General features: G+C 73.8%; 15 protein-coding genes and 1 pseudogene. 13 read left to right on the plus strand and 3 right to left on the minus strand.

Annotation, left to right across the window (positions count from 1 at the left end):
* Nucleotides 1-71: 71 nt before the first annotated feature.
* The 6 genes and pseudogenes from ACFYT9_RS13220 to ACFYT9_RS13245 all read left to right on the plus strand — a co-directional run.
* A complete protein-coding gene (locus tag ACFYT9_RS13220; RefSeq protein WP_389163078.1) occupies nucleotides 72-1,181 on the plus strand; it encodes a GHMP kinase in 1,110 nt (369 codons plus the stop codon).
* Nucleotides 1,182-1,186: 5 nt separating this feature from the next.
* The gene (locus ACFYT9_RS13225) at nucleotides 1,187-2,398 is read left to right on the plus strand and encodes a PLP-dependent aminotransferase family protein (RefSeq protein WP_389163081.1); all 1,212 of its coding nucleotides are present in this window, start codon (nucleotides 1,187-1,189) and stop codon (nucleotides 2,396-2,398) included.
* A gap of 112 nt (nucleotides 2,399-2,510) precedes the next feature.
* Nucleotides 2,511-2,954, plus strand: a complete 444-nt coding sequence (locus ACFYT9_RS13230; protein WP_376595303.1) for a cell division protein SepF — start codon at nucleotides 2,511-2,513, stop codon at nucleotides 2,952-2,954.
* A 523-nt stretch (nucleotides 2,955-3,477) separates the two neighbouring features.
* Complete coding sequence (locus tag ACFYT9_RS13235) at nucleotides 3,478-4,722, plus strand: ATP-binding protein (protein WP_389163363.1); 1,245 nt, start codon at nucleotides 3,478-3,480, stop codon at nucleotides 4,720-4,722.
* Nucleotides 4,723-4,856: 134 nt separating this feature from the next.
* Nucleotides 4,857-5,243: a nucleotide pyrophosphohydrolase gene (locus tag ACFYT9_RS13240; RefSeq protein ID WP_389163366.1), complete on the plus strand. Its 387-nt coding sequence runs from the start codon at nucleotides 4,857-4,859 to the stop codon at nucleotides 5,241-5,243.
* 127 nt (nucleotides 5,244-5,370) lie between these two features.
* A pseudogene (locus ACFYT9_RS13245) lies at nucleotides 5,371-5,841 on the plus strand (DUF6099 family protein); the annotation flags it as partial.
* A gap of 542 nt (nucleotides 5,842-6,383) precedes the next feature.
* Here the strand turns inward: ACFYT9_RS13245 and ACFYT9_RS13250 are convergent.
* Nucleotides 6,384-6,596 carry a hypothetical protein gene (locus ACFYT9_RS13250; protein ID WP_389163083.1) on the minus strand — a complete coding sequence of 71 codons (213 nt, stop codon included), beginning with the start codon at nucleotides 6,594-6,596 and terminating at the stop codon, nucleotides 6,384-6,386.
* A gap of 251 nt (nucleotides 6,597-6,847) precedes the next feature.
* Between ACFYT9_RS13250 and ACFYT9_RS13255 the strand changes: the two genes are divergently transcribed.
* Both ACFYT9_RS13255 and mmuM read left to right on the plus strand, forming a co-directional pair.
* The gene (locus ACFYT9_RS13255; protein WP_389163086.1) at nucleotides 6,848-7,771 is read left to right on the plus strand and encodes an LLM class F420-dependent oxidoreductase; all 924 of its coding nucleotides are present in this window, start codon (nucleotides 6,848-6,850) and stop codon (nucleotides 7,769-7,771) included.
* 7 nt (nucleotides 7,772-7,778) lie between these two features.
* A complete protein-coding gene (mmuM, locus tag ACFYT9_RS13260; RefSeq protein WP_389163369.1) occupies nucleotides 7,779-8,723 on the plus strand; it encodes a homocysteine S-methyltransferase in 945 nt (314 codons plus the stop codon).
* Here mmuM and ACFYT9_RS13265 read toward each other — a convergent pair.
* Complete coding sequence (locus ACFYT9_RS13265) at nucleotides 8,720-9,244, minus strand: hypothetical protein (protein WP_389163089.1); 525 nt, start codon at nucleotides 9,242-9,244, stop codon at nucleotides 8,720-8,722. The two genes, mmuM and ACFYT9_RS13265, sit on opposite strands and share 4 nt — an antisense overlap.
* A gap of 10 nt (nucleotides 9,245-9,254) precedes the next feature.
* On the opposite strand from ACFYT9_RS13265, the gene ACFYT9_RS13270 reads away from it, so the two are divergent.
* The 5 genes from ACFYT9_RS13270 (at nucleotide 9,255) to ACFYT9_RS13290 (ending at nucleotide 17,546) form a co-directional block, all read left to right on the plus strand.
* Nucleotides 9,255-10,736, plus strand: coding sequence for a 3' terminal RNA ribose 2'-O-methyltransferase Hen1 (locus tag ACFYT9_RS13270; RefSeq protein WP_389163092.1), 1,482 nt, complete (start codon nucleotides 9,255-9,257; stop codon nucleotides 10,734-10,736).
* 53 nt (nucleotides 10,737-10,789) lie between these two features.
* The gene (locus ACFYT9_RS13275) at nucleotides 10,790-13,381 is read left to right on the plus strand and encodes a polynucleotide kinase-phosphatase (protein ID WP_389163372.1); all 2,592 of its coding nucleotides are present in this window, start codon (nucleotides 10,790-10,792) and stop codon (nucleotides 13,379-13,381) included.
* A 176-nt stretch (nucleotides 13,382-13,557) separates the two neighbouring features.
* Entirely contained in the window at nucleotides 13,558-14,790 is a 1,233-nt protein-coding gene (locus ACFYT9_RS13280) for an arginine deiminase (RefSeq protein ID WP_389163094.1), read from the plus strand.
* A gap of 178 nt (nucleotides 14,791-14,968) precedes the next feature.
* Nucleotides 14,969-15,982: an ornithine carbamoyltransferase gene (gene argF / locus ACFYT9_RS13285; RefSeq protein WP_389163096.1), complete on the plus strand. Its 1,014-nt coding sequence runs from the start codon at nucleotides 14,969-14,971 to the stop codon at nucleotides 15,980-15,982.
* Between the two features lie 112 nt (nucleotides 15,983-16,094).
* On the plus strand, nucleotides 16,095-17,546 hold the full coding sequence (locus ACFYT9_RS13290; RefSeq protein WP_389163099.1) for an amino acid permease: 1,452 nt from the start codon (nucleotides 16,095-16,097) through the stop codon (nucleotides 17,544-17,546).
* On the opposite strand, the gene ACFYT9_RS13295 is transcribed toward ACFYT9_RS13290, so the two are convergent.
* A complete protein-coding gene (locus ACFYT9_RS13295; RefSeq protein WP_389163102.1) occupies nucleotides 17,500-17,982 on the minus strand; it encodes an ATP-binding protein in 483 nt (160 codons plus the stop codon). The two genes, ACFYT9_RS13290 and ACFYT9_RS13295, sit on opposite strands and share 47 nt — an antisense overlap.
* Nucleotides 17,983-17,989: the final 7 nt, after the last annotated feature.

Genomic DNA, 17,989 nt, shown 5'->3' on the forward strand with positions numbered 1-17,989 from the left:
CTCCTACGCCTTCGTGCCCGTTCCCCACCCCGCCGCCGTAGCCCCCGCACCCCTGTAGCCACAATCTCCCCGTGACCACCAGCACCCCGACCCTGACCTGCGCCCCCACGCCCCCTCTCACCCCCACCGCTACCCCCACCCCCCGCGAGGGCATCGGCACCGGCACCGGTCACGCCTCCTCCCATCACGGTGAACTCCTCCAGGGCTACTTCCGCGGTGACGACGGTCGCCCGTGCGCCGGCCTCGTCACGCTCCCCGTCGCCGCCCCCGGCACCCGGGCCGACTTCATCCCCCGGCCCGGCACCCCGCCAGGTGCCGTGACCGTCGTCCCCGACGGCCGCGCCAAGGCCGCCCGCGCCGTCCGGCTCGCCGTCGCCGTCTGCGCGGCCCGCACCGGCCGGCCCGCCTACGGCGGCACCTTGCGCCTGACCGGCGCCGTTCCGCTCGGACTGGGCATGGGCAGTTCCACCAGCGACGTCCTCGCGGCCGTGCGCGCCGTCGCCGACGCGTACGGGATCCGCCTCGATCCCGGCATCACCGCCCGGCTCGCCGTCCGCGCCGAACGCGCCAGCGACCCGCTCATGCTCGACGCGGACGCCCGGCCCGTCCTCTTCGCCCAGCGCGAGGGCCGCGTCCTCGAAGTCCTCGGACCCGCCCTGCCCCCGCTCCTCGTCGTCGGCTGCCTCCTCGGTGGCGGTGCCCCGGTCGACACCCTGGCCCTGCCCGCGCCCCCGCCCACCGAGGCCGCCCTCCGCGCCTACGGCCTCCTCCGCGACCAGCTCCGCCGAGCCGTCACCGACGGCGACGCCGCGCTTCTCGGCCGGGTCGCCACGGCCAGCGCCCGGCGAGCCCAACACATCCTGCGCCACCCGGAGTTCGATGATCTCGTCGCCCTGGCCCGCCGGACCGGCGCCGTCGGCGTGCAGATCTCCCACAGCGGCTCCGTCGCCGGCGTCCTCCACGACCCCGCCACCCCCGGAGCCGAGGCGCGCGCCGACGCCACCCGCCGAGCCCTCGACACCCATCGCATCCCGTACACCCGCACGTTCGCGGCCGGCGGTGCCACCTCCACAGGCCCCGCCACCGTCGCCGCGGCGATCGACGTCCCCAACTCCGCCCCCACCCAAGGGATTTGGATCACAAGAAAATCCTGGACAGCAGACGGTTGCTCCCTACACTGAACCGCATGCCTTCTGCCGCCACCCCGGTCTCCGCGCCCGCCGCCCCCACGCCCCCCGTCGCCTCCCGGCTGGGCAACGTCGCCACCTCGCCGGTACGCGAGATCCTGGCGCTCACGGCACGGCCCGAGGTCATCTCCTTCGCCGGCGGTCTTCCCGCCCCCGAACTCTTCGACACCGAAGGCATCAAGGCCGCCTACGAGGCCGTCCTGACGGACAGCCCGCGTGCCGCCCTCCAGTACTCCACCACCGAGGGCGACCCCACGCTCCGGGGCGCCGTCGCCGGCCGGCTGACCGCCCGCGGACTGCCCACCGACGCCGAGGACCTGCTCGTCACCACCGGCTCCCAGCAGGCGCTCACCCTCCTCGCGACCGCGCTCCTCGAACCCGGCGGCGTCGTCCTCGTCGAGGACCCCTGTTACCTCGCCGCCCTCCAGACCTTCGGCTTCGCCGGCGCCCGCGTCGTCCCGGTCCCCACCGACGACGAGGGCATCGTCCCCGAGGCCCTCGACGAGATCGCCGCCCGCGAGAAGCCCACCCTGCTCTACCTCATCCCGACCTTCCAGAACCCGACCGGCCGCACCCTCCCCGCCGGGCGCCGCGCCGCCGTCGCCGAGGCCGCCGCCCGGCACGGCTTCTGGATCGCGGAGGACGACCCGTACGGCGAACTCCGCTTCGAGGGCGAACCCGTCGCGAACCTCGCCTGCCACCCCGCCGCCGCCGACCGCACCGCGCTCCTCGGCTCCTTCTCCAAGGTCATGGCCCCGGGTCTGCGCCTCGGCTACCTCCGCGCCCCGGCCGCCCTCCGCCGCGCCTGCGTGATCGCCAAGCAGGCCGCCGACCTGCACACCTCCACCGTCGACCAGGCCGCGGCGGCCCGCTACCTCCGCGACAGCGACCTCGACGCCCACGTCGCCGGCATGCGCTCCGCCTACCGGGCCCGCCGAGACGCCATGCTCGCCGGCCTGCCCGCCGCCCTCCCCGGAGGCAGCCGCTGGAACCGGCCCGAGGGCGGCATGTTCGTCTGGGCCACCCTCCCCGACGGCCACGACGCCACCGCCCTCCTCGCCACCGCCATCGGACACGACGTCGCGTACGTCCCCGGCGCCTCCTTCTTCTCCGGCACCCCCGACCGGGCCTCCCTCCGCCTCTCCTTCACCACCCACGCGCCCGACGAGATCGCCGAGGGGCTGGGCCGCCTGGCCAAGACCTTCGCGTGAGTCCCAGGGACCGACGAGCCCGTCGGGACCGACGAGCCCGTCCCTGACCCGTTCGGCCGTGTCGTTCGTGTCGTTGTTGGGCCGAACGGGTGAGGAGCGGGAGGATGGGGCCATGAGTAGGTACGAGAGGTACGACGTCACCGACGAGCAGTGGGAGGGCCTGGCCCAGGTCCTGCCGCTGCGCGGCCGTGACGAATGGCCGTCCAGGGTCGATCACCGCACGATCCCCGAGCAGTACGAATCCGTCGAACAGCGCCGCATGGTCGTGCTGCGGGTCCAGGTCTTCGCCGACGCCCGCGAGGTCGCCGAGTACCTCATCGCCCAGATCCCGGTCCTGCTCGACCTCACCGGCGCCGACCCGGAAGTGGCCAAGCGCGTTCTCGACTTCAGCAGCGGCGTCGTCTTCGGGCTCGGCAGCGGCATGCACCGCGTCGACCGCAACGTCTTCCTGCTCGCCCCGCCCGGGACCGAGGTCGAGAGCACCGGCGACGGCCCGGCCGGCGAGGAGGACGACGAGCCCGTCGGCGCCCCCCGCGCGAGCGTCCCCCGATCGTAGGAAGGTCATCTCGCCGTAACGGTTCGTCAGCGTCACCCCCGCGTACGTTCCGATCATGGACCTCACCGGCGGCCCCGCCCTCGCCCGCACCCCCGGCCCCCGCACCCCTGACGCCCGCGCGTCCGACACCCGTACGCCCGGCGTACGCACCCCCGACACCCGTACGCCCGACCCTCGTGTCCCTGACACCCGTACCCCTGACGCCCGTACTCCTGACACCCGCGCCCCTGGCACCCGCACCCCCGACCCTCGTCCGTCCGACCGCCGTACCCCAGGTGCTCGCACCCCGCGTCCGGACACCGTCCCTCGTCCCCGCCCGACGCCACCGCCCCCGGGTGAGGGGCCGGACTCACGTGGCGGGGTCGGTACGAAGGCGGGCGCGGGGTCCGGGGCGGTGCCGGGTGCGGCGCCTGGAGCGAGGTTCGGCACGGGGCCGGGTAGGGGATCCGGTACGGGGTCGGGCCGGGGATCCGGTACGGGGGCGGGTACGGGCCCTGCGGGATCCGGATCCCGTACGCCCGCGCTGACTCGTACGCCCGCACCTACCCCTACGCCCGCACCTGCCCCTACGCCCGCACCTGCACCGACCTCTCCAGCCGCCCCCACGCCTCTCGACCGGCGAGCCCGTTCAGGGGTCGAGGAGCAGGCCGTCGCGCGGCCCGTCGTGAGCGAACTACGCCTCTCGGCCTACGCCGGGCTTCGGCGTGCCGTCCACCCGCTCGGTCCGGTCACCCTCTTCGCCGGGCCGAGCGGCAGCGGCAAGTCCACCGTCCTCGGTGCGTACGAGGCGCTCGCCCGGCTCGGCGCGGGGGAATCGCTCGGGGAGGTGTTCCCCGACCCCGCCGCCCATGTCCCCGAGAGCGCGCTGCCCGACGCTCAGGGGCGCCGCGGCTTCCGCATCGGCTGCACGGTCGACGGGCCTGTCGGACCCGTCCGGCTCGATCTCGCCGTCCAGGCCGACCCGGAGCTCCGCATCGTCGGCGAACGCCTCACCCGCCACGGCCGCACCCTCCTCACCACCGCCCTCAGGGATCCGGGACGCAGCACCGTCCAGGCCGCCTGGCTGACGGCAGGCAGCACCCCCGTCACCCGCGCCCCGCTCCCCGACGACCTCCTCGGCACCGCCCTCCTCCCGCTGCGCGTGGCGGGCGCCACCGAGGGCCAGCGCGAGGTGCTCGCCGCCGCCGAGCAGACCGTGGTCGGCCTCCGCTCGCTCTTCCCCTGCGTCCCCGTCCCCGGCAGGATGCGCGCCCCCGTCGTCCCCGGCGAGGGCCGGCTCCTGCGCGACTGCGCCAACCTCGCCGAGGTCCTGCACCGCACCCACACCGCCTGCCCCCGCCGCCACCAGCGGCTGGCGGGCGTCGCCGCGGCGGGCTGCGCCGGTCCCGTCACCGGCATCGGCGTGCGGGAAGTCTCCGACGGCACCGTCCAGGCGGTTCTCGCCCGCGGTGCCCGCCCGGCCACCCCGCTCGAACGCCTCGGTGACGGCGAACTCCGCTACCTCGCACTGGCGTTGACGCTTCTCACCGGCCCGGGCGTCTATGCCATGGACCGGATCGCCGAGGTCCCCGACGCCATGCAGTGCCTCACCCTCCTCACCGACGACCTCGACAGGGGACTCGACTCCCGCCAGGTCACCGCGCTCCTCGGCCTCACCGCGGCCATCGCCGCCGACGGCCACATCCGGCTCGTCGGCTCGGTCGGAGAGAGCGCGGCGGTGCAAGGCCGGCAGACGGCCGGAGTCGCGGTGGTAGACCTGACGTCGTGACGGACACCGAGCACGAGCACAGGCATGAGGGCGGCCGGGGGCGCGAAGGCGACCGCGGGCGCGTGAGCGACCGAGGGGAGGCGAACGCCGACGGAGATACGGGCGCCGACGGAGATGCGGGCGGTGGCGGAGGTATGGGTGATGGCGGGCGCGACGTGGCCGGGCTTCAGCGCCGTCTCGCCGACTTCGCGGCGGCGCGCGACTGGCAGCCCTATCACACGCCCAAGAACCTGGCGGCGGCGCTCAGTGTGGAGGCCGCCGAACTCCTGGAAATCTTCCAGTGGTTGACGCCCGAGCAGGCGGACAAGGTGATGGAGGACCCGGACTCCGCCCACCGGGTCGCGGACGAGGTCGCCGACGTCCTGGCCTACCTCCTCCAGTTCTGCCATGGTCTGGGGATCGACCCGCTGGCCGCCCTGGCCGCCAAGATCGACCGGAACGAGCTCCGCTTCCCTGCCCGTAGACGGGACGGAAAGGGCGAATCGGGCAAGGGTGGCGATGATCGTCACTCTTCGGAGTGATCGCTATCCCTCGATCGAGCTGCCTGTCCACAGATTTCCGAATTCCTCTGGTGCGGGGGCTCAGGCGGCCTCACTCTGGGTAGTGGACTGAAGGGAACAGCAAGTCGCACGAACGGGGGCGGAGTTGATGGAAGCGGAGCGACTCGTCCTGGCCGGCCTGCACGCGCTGGCCGAGAGCGGGACAGCACATGACATCGTGGCGGAGGCATGGCAGGCGCGGGCCCTCGCCCAGGCGATAGGCAGTCACCTCGCGCTCTGCGGACCACTGGAGCTGCGCGGTGAGGCGCGAGGGCTCAGCGAGGCCGGGGAGTACCCGGCGTGGGGCACGGCCGGCCCCCGCGCCGCCCGGCTCACCGAGGTCGGTGACCCGCGCTCGGCGCTCACCGCTCTCGGGGAGCTCCTCGGCGAGGTCGGCATCGCGCTCGTCGGCGTGGCCTCGGTCACCGACGACGAGGGTCTGTACTGGCAGTGCATGGAGGCCATCGACGCGGCCGACGAGGCAGGCGACCGCGTCCGGGGCATGCTCCGGCGCCTCGATGTCCGAGAACAGGGACGGGCCCGCCCTCCCGACCCGCCGCCGGGCCGTGCCGGCCCCCCGCCGGCCATCTCCCACCCCAGGAACCCGACGTCCCGCACGGCCCCCGAGCCCGTGCGGGACCCGGAACCAGGGGTGAGGCTGGGGTCGGGGTCGGGGCCCGGATCAGGGCCGGGGCCCGGATCAGGGCCAGGGTCGGATCCGGGCCCGGGCCCTGACCCAGGGCTGGGATCGGGGCTCGGATCGGGGTCGGGGCTTGGACCAGGGCCTGGACAGGGATCGGATCCTGAGTGGGAGACCGGTGTGGCTCGGCAAGCGGATCGGGACGGGGAACGGGACCGAGACGGGGAGCGGGAGCGGGGACGCGACCGGGCCCGGGACCGGTGACGGTCCCGGGCCCGGGCAGCGGGGGAGGGGAGGGTCAGCGTCGCGGCTCGCCGTCTCCTCCGGCGTGACGGCCCTCATGAAGCCCATGCCCCCCCATGAAGCTCATGACGCCTACGAAGCCCATGACCCTCACCACCCTCGCGAGACTCACGACCCTCGTGGACCTCACGGCCCTCGTCGTCGGCGCGACGGCTGACGGCAGGCTCCGGCTCCGGCTCCTACTCGGGCTCCGCACGCGGCTCCGGCTCCTGCCGGTCGGCCGAGGACTGGAGGTCGGCGTCCAGCTGGGAGAGATCGGCGGAGAGTGCCGCCATCAGCTCCTCCATCTGCTGGAGCAGTCCCTTCGGGGCTCCGGGAGCCTGCTGGGCGGGCACGGACTGTGGCACCTGCTGCTCGGGCAGCGCCTGCTCCGACGCGGCTTCCTGGGACATCGCGGCCTCCTCGCCCCGGGCCCCGGCCGGCGCGGACGGGATCACGGGAGAAGAACGACGCACCGGCTGCTGCCGCCGGCACGCGGGCCGGGCGGTCCGGCTCCGCCCCGGCAAACGACGAGGCCCGGTCACGGTCACTGGCCAGCGGTGACGCGTCCCGCCAGGGGGGACGGATATTCACCCGACCGAGCCGGACGGCACCGCGCGCTGACGCGCGGCTTGACACGCACCCTTCGGTGCAGGATGGAGGTATGGATCTTCGCATCTTCACAGAACCCCAGCAGGGCGCCGACTACGACACCCTCCTCCGGGTCGCCCGCGCCACGGAGGACCTCGGATTCGACGCGTTCTTCCGCTCCGACCACTACCTGCGCATGGGCTCGTCCGACGGGCTGCCCGGGCCGACCGACGCCTGGATCACCCTGGCGGGCCTGGCCCGCGAGACCCAGCGGATCCGCCTCGGCACCCTGATGACCGCCGGCACCTTCCGGCTGCCGGGCGTCCTCGCCATCCAGGTCGCCCAGGTCGACCAGATGTCCGGCGGACGGATCGAACTCGGCCTCGGCGCTGGCTGGTTCGAGGAGGAGCACACCGCCTACGGCATCCCCTTCCCGAAGGAGAAGTTCGGCCGGCTGGAGGAGCAGCTGGCGATCGTCACGGGCCTGTGGGGGACCGAGGTCGGCAAGACCTTCTCCTACGAGGGGAAGCACTACCGCCTCGCCGACTCGCCCGCCCTGCCCAAGCCCGCCCAGAGGAAGATCCCGGTCCTCGTCGGCGGCCACGGGGCGACCCGCACGCCCCGGCTCGCGGCGCGGTACGCGGACGAGTTCAACATCCCGTTCGCGTCCCTGGAGGACACCCGCCGGCAGTTCGGACGCGTCCGGGCCGCCGCCGAGGAGGCCGGCCGGCGCGCCGACGACCTCGTGTACTCCAACGCGCTGGTCGTCTGCGTCGGCAAGGACGACGCCGAGGTGGCGCGCCGGGCCGCCGCCATCGGCCGGGAGGTGGACGAACTCAAGGCCAACGGCCTCGCGGGCTCGCCCGCCGAGGTCGTAGACAAGCTCGGCCGGTACGCGGCGGTCGGCTCCTCCCGGGTCTACCTCCAGGTCCTCGACCTGGACGACCTGGACCACCTGGAGCTGATCTCCGCTCAGGTCGCACCGCAGCTGGGGTGAGATGACGATGGCACCGGCCCGGACGTTCACGCAGGCGCTCGCCGACGGGGTGCTGGTTCTCGACGGCGGGCTCTCCAACCAGCTGGAGGCCCAGGGCTGCGACCTGTCGGACGCGCTCTGGTCGGCGCGGCTGCTGGCCGACGCGCCCGACCGGATCGAGGCGGCCCACGCCGCCTACGTCCGTGCCGGTGCCCAGGTGCTGATCACCTCCAGCTACCAGGCCACCTACGAGGGCTTCGCCCGACGGGGTCTCGGCCGCGAGGCCACGACGGCGCTCCTGCGCCGGAGCGTGTCGCTGGCCCGCGCGGCGGGGCGGGGGGAGGTCTGGGTGGCGGCCTCCGTCGGGCCGTACGGGGCGATGCGGGCCGACGGGAGCGAGTACCGGGGACGGTACGGGCTGTCGGTGCGGGAGCTGGAGCGCTTCCACCGCCCGAGGGTGGCGGCGCTCGCGGAGGCGGGACCGGACGTCCTGGCCCTGGAGACGGTGCCGGACGCCGACGAGGCGGAGGCGCTGCTGCGGGCCGCCGCCGGGTGCGGGGTGCCGGTGTGGCTCTCGTACACGGTGGCGGGCGGCCGCACGAGGGCCGGCCAGGACCTGGCCGACGCCTTCGCGGTGGCGGCCGGGAACGACCAGGTGGTGGCGGTCGGCGTCAACTGCTGCGACCCGGCCGAGGCCGCGGAGGCGGTGGCCGTGGCGGTCGCGGTCGGTGGCAAGCCCGGGCTCGCCTACCCCAACAGCGGGGAGCACTGGGACACCGGTGCCGGCGCCTGGCGGGGCCCGGCGGCCTTCGGCCCGACCGAAGCCGCCGCCCTCGCCGCCACCTGGACCGCGGCCGGCGCCCGCCTCGTCGGCGGCTGCTGCCGCGTCGGACCGGCGACGATCGCCGCCCTCGCCGGAGCGAGGGGACAGGGAGAGGGAGAGGGACGGAGGGGAGGCGACGCGAAGGGCTAGAGCGAAGGGTCCGCGGGCGATCGGGCGTGCGTCCCGGGGGGACACGGGCAGGGGCGGGGCGCGATCGTCGCCTCGTCGACGTGGACGAAACCGGTGCCGTCGTCCGTGCAGCGGAGGGCCAGGGAGAGGCGGAGGGGCCGGTCGGGCGGGGCGGTGGTGAGGGCGAGGGCGGCCTCGAAGAGGTCGTGGCCGTCGGGGCAGGCGAAGACGGGGGAGGGGAGGGGGCGGGCGGGGGTGAGGCGCCAGGGGTAGCCGTACGGGTGGACACCGCCGTCCTCGATGCCGAGCGGCAGGCAGCAGCCTTCGCAGAAGCACTCGTCACCGACGACCTCGAAGCGGTTCCCGTCGCAGGCCGGGCAGACGAGCGGAGTGATCGTGGTCCGCTCGTCGGGGTGGTGGGCGGTGACCGTGCCGCGCAGGAGGGCCGTCAGGTCGTCGTCCGTCGCGCTGTGTCCATGGGACCATCCTCGCAGCAGCCACGGCCCCGAAAATGCCTGGTGGGTGGGGTGGTGCGTGTTCATACTCGGGGGTGTGTTCCTGACGATCAGTACCACCGGCACCCCGGAGCGACCCGCGACCGATCTCGGATTTCTGCTGCACAAGCATCCCGAGCGGGCACAGGCGTTCTCGACCTCGCACGGCACCGCGCACGTGCTCTACCCCGAAGCCACCGCGGAGCATTGCACCGCGGCGCTGCTCCTGGAGGTGGACCCCGTGGCGCTGGTGCGCCGCGGCCAGGGCAAGGGGCGGGGCGGCGCCCCGGACGCGGCCCTCGCGCAGTACGTGAACGACCGTCCCTACGCGGCGTCCTCGCTGCTCGCGGTCGCCCTCGCGCAGGTCTTCAAGACGGCGCTGCACGGGGTCTGCCGGGCCCTGCCCGAGCGGGCGGCGGAGCCGTTGCCGCTGCGGATCGAGGTGCCGGTGCTGCCCGCGCGGGGTGGCGCGGAGCTGGTCCGGGATCTGTTCGGGCCGCTCGGCTGGGCGACGGTGGAGGCCGAACCGGTCGCGCTGGACGCGGAGTTCCCCGAGTGGGGCGACTCGCGGTACGTGCGGCTGGTGCTGGAGGGCGACGGTCTGCGGCTCGCGGACGCGCTGAACCAGCTCTACGTGCTGCTGCCGGTGCTCGACGACGCCAAGCACTACTGGGTGGCGCCCGACGAGGTGGACAAGCTGCTGCGGGCCGGCGAGGGCTGGCTGGCGACGCACCCCCGGCGGGAGCTGATCACCACCCGCTACCTGTCGCGCCGCCGGAGCCTCGCCCGGGAGGCGTCGGAACGGCTGGAGCTGGTCCGGCTGGCCGAGGTCGACGGGCTCGACGTCGACGACGTCGACAACGCAGTGGACGAGACGAGCGACACGGAGGAGCGGCCGGTGCCGCTCGCCGAGCGGAGGCGTACCGCGATCCTGGCCGCGCTGCGGTCGGCCGGTGCCGCCCGAGTGCTCGATCTGGGCTGCGGGCAGGGCCAGTTGGTGCAGGCGCTGCTGAAGGACGTCCGGTTCACGGAGATCGTGGGCGTGGACGTGTCGGTACGGGCGCTGACCGTGGCCGCGCGGCGGATGCGGCTGGACCGGATGGGGGAGCGGCAGGCCGCCAGGGTCTCGCTGACGCAGGGCTCGCTCGCGTACACGGACAAGCGGTTGACCGGGTACGACGCGGCCGTGCTGAGCGAGGTGATCGAGCACCTGGACCTGCCGCGGCTGCCGGCCCTGGAGTTCGCGGTGTTCGGTTCGGCCCGGCCCCGCACGGTCATCGTGACCACCCCGAACGTCGAGTACAACGTCCGCTGGGAGTCGCTGCCCGCCGGGCACGTCCGGCACGGCGACCACCGCTTCGAGTGGACCCGGGCGGAGTTCCGGGAGTGGGCCGAGGGCGTGGCGGGGCGCTACGGGTACGGGGCGGCGTTCGCCCCCGTCGGGCCGGAGGACCCCGAGGTCGGCGCGCCGACGCAGATGGCCGTGTTCACGCGCACGGGAGCGGATGACGACGAGAGGGAGAAGGGGGACCGGGCATGAGTGCGGAGAAGACCGACGTGGCTGATGCGGCCGATGTGGCTGATGCGGCTGACATGAGGGATGTGGCCGAGGTGACCGACGCGGCCGGTGGCGCCGATGTGACCGCCCCCGGCGGGAGGCGGCGGGTGCTGCCCGTCACCGATCTGTCGCTCGTCGTCCTCGTCGGCGCGACCGGCTCCGGCAAGTCGTCGTTCGCGCGGCGGCACTTCAAGCCGACCGAGGTGGTGTCCTCGGACTTCTGCCGGGGGCTCGTCGCGGACGACGAGAACGACCAGTCGGCGTCCCGGGACGCGTTCGACGTGCTGCACTACATCGTGGGCAAGCGGCTCGCGGCAGGCCGGCTGACCGTCGTCGACGCCACCAACGTGCAGCGCGAGGCGCGCCGGAGGCTGGTGGAGCTGGCGCGGGCGCACGACGTGCTGCCGATCGCGATCGTGCTCGACCTTCCCGAGTCGGTCTGCCGGGCGCGGAACGCGCTGCGGGCCGACCGGGCCGGCATGCCCGACCACGTGATCCCCCGTCACCGACGCGAACTGCACCGCGGCCTGAAGGGGCTTGAGCGGGAGGGCTTCCGCAAGGTCCACGTGCTGCGGTCGGCCGAGGAGGTGGACACGACGGAGGTGCGTCTGGAGCGCCGGTTCAACGATCTGCGCCACCTGACCGGCCCGTTCGACATCATCGGAGACATCCACGGCTGCCGGAGCGAGCTGGAGACGCTGCTCGGCCGCCTCGGCTATGTGGACGGCGCACACCCGGAGGGGCGTACGGCGGTCTTCGTCGGCGACCTCGTCGACCGGGGCCCGGACTCGCCGGGCGTGCTGCGCCGGGTGATGGGCATGGTGGCGGCCGGGAACGCGCTCTGCGTGCCGGGCAACCACGAGAACAAGCTGGGGCGCTGGCTGAAGGGCAGGAAGGTCCAGCTGACCCACGGTCTCGCCGAGACCGTCGAGCAGCTGGAGCGCGAGCCCGCCGCGTTCCGCGACGAGGTGGGCACGTTCATCGACGGCCTGGTGAGCCACTACGTCCTGGACGACGGGAAGCTGGTGGTCTGCCACGCGGGCCTGCCCGAGAAGTACCACGGCCGCACGTCGGGCCGGGTCCGCTCGCACGCGCTGTACGGCGACACCACCGGCGAGACCGACGAGTTCGGGCTGCCCGTGCGGTACCCGTGGGCGGAGGAGTACCGGGGCCGGGCGACGGTCGTGTACGGGCACACGCCGGTGCCGACGACGTCCTGGATCAACAACACGATCTGCCTGGACACGGGTGCCGTGTTCGGCGGGCGGATGACCGCGCTGCGCTGGCCGGAGCGCGAGCTCGTCGACGTGCCCGCGGAGAAGGTCTGGTACGAGCCGGCCCGCCCGCTGGCGTCGGAGGCGCCGGGCGGGCACGAGGGCCGGCCGCTCGACCTGGCCGACGTCCACGGGCGGCGGACGGTGGAGACCACGCACATGGGCCGCGTGGCGGTGCGGGAGGAGAACGCGGCGGCGGCCCTGGAGGTCATGAGCCGGTTCGCGGTCGATCCCCGGCTGCTCGCCTACCTGCCGCCGACGATGGCGCCGACGCCGACGGCGGGCGCGGAGGGCTACCTGGAGCATCCGGCGGAGGCGTTCGCCCAGTACCGGGCGGACGGCGTCGGGCGGGTCGTGTGCGAGGAGAAGCACATGGGTTCGCGGGCGGTGGCGCTGGTCTGCCGGGACGCGGACGCGGCCCGGGAGCGGTTCGGCGTGGACGGGCCGACGGGGGCGCTGCACACCCGTACCGGACGTCCCTTCTTCGACGACGCGGCCGCCACCGAGCAGGTCCTCGCCCGGCTGCGGACGGCGATCGGCGCGGCGGGGCTGTGGGAGGAGCTCGACACGGACTGGCTGCTGCTCGACGGCGAGCTGATGCCGTGGTCGCTGAAGTCGGGCGGGCTGCTGCGCCACCAGTACGCGGCGGTCGGCGCGGCTTCCGGCGCCGTCCTCCCGGAGGCCGTACGGGCACTGGAGGCCGCGGTCGCGCGCGGGGTCGAGGGGCTCGACGGCCTGCTGGCCGCGCAGCGGGAACGGGCGGTGGACGCGGGCGCGTTCACCGAGGCGTACCGGCGCTACTGCTGGCCGACGGAGGGCCTGGAGGGGGTGCGCTTCGCGCCGTTCCAGGTGCTGGCGGGGCGCGGGCGGTCGCTCGCGGACGTGCCGCACGACACGCAGCTGGGGTGGCTGGACCGGCTGGTGGAGCACGATCCGACCGGGCTGCTCCAGGTGACGCGGCGGATCGTGGTCGACACCGGCGACGAGGCGTCCGTCCGCGCGGGCACCGACTGGTGGCTGGAGCTGACCGGCGCCGGCGGCGAGGGCATGGTCGTGAAGCCGCTGGCCGCGCTCGTCCGGGACGGTTCGGGCCGCCCGGTGCAGCCGGGCGTGAAGGTGCGGGGCCGGGAGTACCTGCGGATCGTGTACGGCCCCGAGTACACCCGTCCGGAGAACCTGGCGCGGCTGCGGCAGCGCCACCTCGGCCACAAGCGCTCGCTGGCCCTGCGCGAGTACGCGCTCGGGCTGGAGGCGCTGGACCGGCTGGCGGCCGGCGAGCCGCTGTGGCGCGTCCACGAGGCGGTCTTCGCGGTGCTGGCGCTGGAGTCGGAACCGGTGGACCCGAGGCTGTAGCGGCCGGGTGGCCGGGTGGCCGGCCGGGGGCGGGCGGCCAGGGCGGCCCCCGGCCCCCGGCCCTCGACCCCGGCCCTCTGCCTCGGCCCCCGCGAGGGCTACGTCCCGGGCGGTTCAACGGAATTCGGTCGTGCGTGTGTCACGCGGTCGGCGGTCGGCTCCGTCAGGATGGGCGCATGGGATTCCATGTCGACTCCGAGACCGGCCGGCTCCGCCGCGTGATCCTCCACCGCCCCGATCTGGAGCTCAAGCGGCTGACCCCGACCAACAAGGACGCCCTGCTCTTCGACGACGTGCTGTGGGTGCGGCGGGCCCGTCAGGAGCACGACGGGTTCGCGGACGTGCTGCGCGACCGGGGGGTCGAGGTGCACCTCTTCGGCGATCTGCTGCGGGAGGTGCTCGACGTGCCGGTGGCGCGGGCGCTGGTTCTGGACCGGGTCTTCGACGAGAAGGAGTACGGGCCGCTCGCCGCCGACCATCTGCGGGCGGCCTTCGACTCGCTGGACACCGGGGCGCTGGTGGAGGCGCTGGTCGGCGGGATGACGAAGAGGGAGTTCCTCGCCGAGCACCGGGAGCCGACGTCGGTCCGGTTCCACGCGCTGGACCTCGACGACTTCGTGCTCGGTCCGCTGCCGAACCACCTCTTCACCCGGGACACCTCGGCGTGGATCTACGACGGGGTGTCGATCAACGCGATGCGCTGGCCGGCGCGGCAGCGGGAGACGGTCCACTTCGAGGCGATCTACAAGCACCATCCGCTCTTCACGGCCCCGGAGGCGGGGCCGTTCCACCACTGGTCGGAGGGGCAGGCGGACTATCCGTCGACGATCGAGGGCGGAGACGTGCTGGTCATCGGCAACGGCGCGGTGCTGATCGGGATGAGCGAGCGGACCACCCCGCAGGCGGTGGAGATGCTGGCGCGGGGGCTGTTCGCGGCGGGTTCGGCGCGGTCGATCGTGGCCCTGGACATGCCGAAGCGGCGGGCGTTCATGCATCTGGACACGGTGATGACGATGGTGGACGGGGACACGTTCACCCAGTACGCGGGGCTCGGGATGCTGCGCTCGTACACGATCGAGCCGGGGGACGAGGGGCAGGCGCTGCGGGTGACCGACCATCCGCCGGAGCAGATGCACAGCGCGATCGCGGCGGCGCTGGGGCTCCAGGACGTACGGGTGCTGACGGCGACGCAGGACGTGCACGCGGCGGAGCGGGAGCAGTGGGACGACGGCTGCAACGTGCTGGCGGTGGAGCCGGGGGTGGTGGTGGCGTACGAGCGGAACGTGACGACCAACACGCATCTGCGGAAGCGGGGCATCGAGGTGATCGAGATCCCGGGGAGCGAGCTGGGGCGGGGGAGGGGCGGTCCGCGCTGCATGAGCTGCCCGGTGGTGCGGGATCCGGTGTGAGCGGGGGGAGTGCCGGAGGGGCATCGGAGGGGCTGCCGGTGGGAGCGGGGGGACCCTTGGACGTGCTGATCGATGTGAACGGAGGGACACCCGGAGGGCTGTATAAGCATGCTGTGTTATGTATACACTTCCAAGGTCTTTCCGTACCCGCCCCGACCGCATCTCAGGAGCGCCCCCCATGGCCCTTCACCTCTCCGGCCGCCACTTCCTCAAGGAGCTGGACTTCACCGCCGAGGAGTTCCGCGGCCTGGTCGACCTCGCCGCCGAGCTGAAGGCCGCCAAGAAGGCGGGGACCGAGACACAGCGGCTGCGCGGCCGGAGCATCGCCCTGATCTTCGAGAAGACCTCCACCCGCACCCGCTGCGCCTTCGAGGTCGCCGCCGCCGACCAGGGCGCCTCCACCACCTACCTCGACCCCTCCGGCTCCCAGATGGGGCACAAGGAGTCGGTGAAGGACACCGCCCGCGTGCTCGGCCGCATGTTCGACGGCATCGAGTACCGGGGCGACAGCCAGGCCACCGTGGAGGAGCTGGCCGCCTTCGCCGGCGTACCCGTCTTCAACGGTCTGACCGACGACTGGCACCCCACCCAGATGCTCGCCGACGTCCTCACCATGGCCGAGCACACCGAGAAGCCGCTGGACGGCGTCACCTTCGCCTACCTCGGCGACGCCCGCTTCAACATGGGCAACTCCTACCTCGTCACCGGCGCCCTGCTCGGCATGGACGTGCGGATCGTCGCCCCCGAGGCGTACTGGCCGGCCGAGGAGGTCGTCGCCGCCGCCAGTGAGCTCGCCGACCGCAGCGGCGCCACGCTCACCCTCACCGAGTCCGTCGCCGAAGGCGTCCAGGGCGCCGACTTCGTCGTCACCGACGTGTGGGTCTCGATGGGCGAGCCCAAGGAGGTGTGGGACGAGCGGATCGCCGCCCTCGCCCCGTACTCCGTCACCATGGACGTCCTGCGCGCCACCGGGAACCCGGACGTGAAGTTCCTGCACTGCCTGCCCGCCTTCCACGACCTGGGCACCAAGGTCGCCCGCGAGGTCCACGACCGGCACGGGCTGACCGAGCTGGAGGTCTCCGACGAGGTCTTCGAGTCGGAGCACTCCGTCGTCTTCGACGAGGCCGAGAACCGGCTCCACACCATCAAGGCCGTCCTCGTCGCGACCATGGCGGGGCCCGCCGGAGCGTAGGATCGACCTGCTTCAGGGGGGTCCGGGCACATATGCCCGGGCCCCCCTGACGCATGTACGGACACGAACGGCACGACCACGGCCACGAACAGTACGGCCGGCAGGGCCAGAGATGAGAGCGCAGTCCCGCATGTTCTCGCGGATCAAATCCCCCCAGCAGCTGATCGCCGAATCCGGCGGTGACCTCGAAGGCCACAGCCTCAGACGCACCATGGGCCTCTTCCAGCTCGTGTGCTTCGGCGTCGGGGCGATCGTCGGCACCGGCATCTTCGTCGGACTCGCCGACAGCGTCGCCGAGGCGGGACCCGCGGTCGTCGTCTCCTTCGTCCTCGCCGCGATCACCTGTGTCTTCACCGCCTTCTCGTTCGCGGAGCTCGGCGGCGCGATCCCCGTCTCGGGCTCCTCCTACTCCTTCGCCTACGCGAGCCTCGGCGAGCGGGCCGCCTTCCTCGTCGGCTGGTGCCTGCTCCTGGAGTACGGCGTCTCCGTCTCCGCGGTCGCCGTCGGGTGGAGCCAGTACCTCGACGAACTCCTGCACAGCCTCACCGGCCTCCGGCTGCCCGACGCGCTCGCCGCCGGCCCCACCGAGGGCGGGGTGGTGAACCTGCCCGCCGTGGCCGTCATCCTGATGGCCGCGACCCTCCTCGTCCGCGGCGTCCGCGAGAGCGCCCGCGCCACCGCCGCCATGTCGATCCTCAAGATCGGCATCCTGATCGTCTTCTGCGCGATCGGCTTCTCCGCCTTCCAGGCCGGGCACCTCTCGCCGTTCGCCACCGAGGGGATGGGCGGCATCACCGCCGGCGCCTCGGTCGCCTTCTTCTCGTACATCGGCTTCGACGCCATCACCACCGCCGGCGAGGAGGTGAAGAACCCGGGCCGGAACATCCCGCTCGCCATCCTCATCTGCATCGGCGTCGTCACCGTGCTCTACTGCGCGGTCGCCCTCGCCGCTATCGGCGCGCTCGGCGCCGACGAGGTCGCCGGGAAGCCGGCCGCGCTCTCCCTCGTCGTCGACCAGGTCACCAGCTCCTCGATCGGCGGCGGGATCATCGCCTTCGGCGCGGTCGTCGCCATCGCCTCCGTCGTCCTCGCCGTCATGTACGGCCAGACCCGCATCCTGATGGCGATGTCCCGCGACGGCCTGATGCCCCGGGTCCTCGAACGGGTCTCCCCGAAGACCTCCACCCCCGTCGCCAACACCTGGATCGTCGCCGGCGTCTTCGCCGTCCCGGCCGCCTTCGCCCCGCTCGACGTGGTCGTCGGCCTCACCACCATCGGCACCCTCGCGATCATGGCCGTGGTCAACCTCGCGGTGATGGTGCTGCGCCGCCGCGAGCCCGGCCTCGCCCGCTCCTTCAGGGTGCCGCTGTACCCGCTGAGCCCGATCCTCGGCATCGGCTTCTGCCTCTACCTCGTCTGGGGCACCGGCTGGCGCACCTGGCTCGTCTTCGCCTGCTTCCTCGTGGCCGGATCCGTGCTGTACGCCGTCTACGGGCGCCGCCGCTCCCGCCTCGCCCTCACGCCCGCCGAGGGCTCCGCTGGGCGGGCACCCGGGGGAGCGTGAACCAGACCGCCTTGCCGTCCGCGGTCGGGCGGTGGCCGCAGTCGGCGCTGAGCGCCCGGACCAGCAGCAGCCCCCGGCCGTGCTCCTGCCAGGGGTCCACCTCGGCCTCCGGATCCGGGCAGACCAGCCGGCCGGGGCGGGCCGGATCGGGGTCGTGCACCTCGATCTGACAGCCGTCCGGTGCGGCCAGCAGCTCCACGACCAGCTCGATGGGCCCGTCGCCCGAGGTGTGCTCGACCGCGTTGGCCACCAGTTCGGCGGTGAGCAGCTCCGCCGTGTCGCGGTCCGGCCGGTCGGCGACGGCGGTGTCGCCCGCGCCGAGGGCGTCACGGACGAGGGCCCGGGCGATCGGGACGGCGGCGGTCGTACGGGGCAGCCGGATCCGCCGACAGGCTCCTGGTGCGGCGGGCGACGCGCCGCCGGTGACTTCAGGCATGGGAACG

The organism is Streptomyces sp. NPDC004435 (assembly GCF_042873895.1).
GTDB lineage: Bacteria > Actinomycetota > Actinomycetes > Streptomycetales > Streptomycetaceae > Streptomyces.

Excerpts from the sequence above, each read along its gene's own strand:
- ACFYT9_RS13225 (WP_389163081.1), top strand. The coding sequence starts at position 1,187 with ATGCCTTCTGCCGCCACCCCGGTCTCCGCGCCCGCCGCCCCCACGCCC.
- ACFYT9_RS13230 (WP_376595303.1), top strand. The coding sequence starts at position 2,511 with ATGAGTAGGTACGAGAGGTACGACGTCACCGACGAGCAGTGGGAGGGC.
- ACFYT9_RS13240 (WP_389163366.1), top strand. The coding sequence starts at position 4,857 with ATGGGTGATGGCGGGCGCGACGTGGCCGGGCTTCAGCGCCGTCTCGCC.
- ACFYT9_RS13250 (WP_389163083.1), bottom strand. The coding sequence starts at position 6,596 with ATGTCCCAGGAAGCCGCGTCGGAGCAGGCGCTGCCCGAGCAGCAGGTG.
- ACFYT9_RS13255 (WP_389163086.1), top strand. The coding sequence starts at position 6,848 with ATGGATCTTCGCATCTTCACAGAACCCCAGCAGGGCGCCGACTACGAC.
- mmuM (WP_389163369.1), top strand. The coding sequence starts at position 7,779 with ATGGCACCGGCCCGGACGTTCACGCAGGCGCTCGCCGACGGGGTGCTG.
- ACFYT9_RS13265 (WP_389163089.1), bottom strand. The coding sequence starts at position 9,244 with ATGAACACGCACCACCCCACCCACCAGGCATTTTCGGGGCCGTGGCTG.
- ACFYT9_RS13275 (WP_389163372.1), top strand. The coding sequence starts at position 10,790 with ATGAGGGATGTGGCCGAGGTGACCGACGCGGCCGGTGGCGCCGATGTG.
- ACFYT9_RS13280 (WP_389163094.1), top strand. The coding sequence starts at position 13,558 with ATGGGATTCCATGTCGACTCCGAGACCGGCCGGCTCCGCCGCGTGATC.
- argF (WP_389163096.1), top strand. The coding sequence starts at position 14,969 with ATGGCCCTTCACCTCTCCGGCCGCCACTTCCTCAAGGAGCTGGACTTC.
- ACFYT9_RS13290 (WP_389163099.1), top strand. The coding sequence starts at position 16,095 with ATGAGAGCGCAGTCCCGCATGTTCTCGCGGATCAAATCCCCCCAGCAG.
- ACFYT9_RS13295 (WP_389163102.1), bottom strand. The coding sequence starts at position 17,982 with ATGCCTGAAGTCACCGGCGGCGCGTCGCCCGCCGCACCAGGAGCCTGT.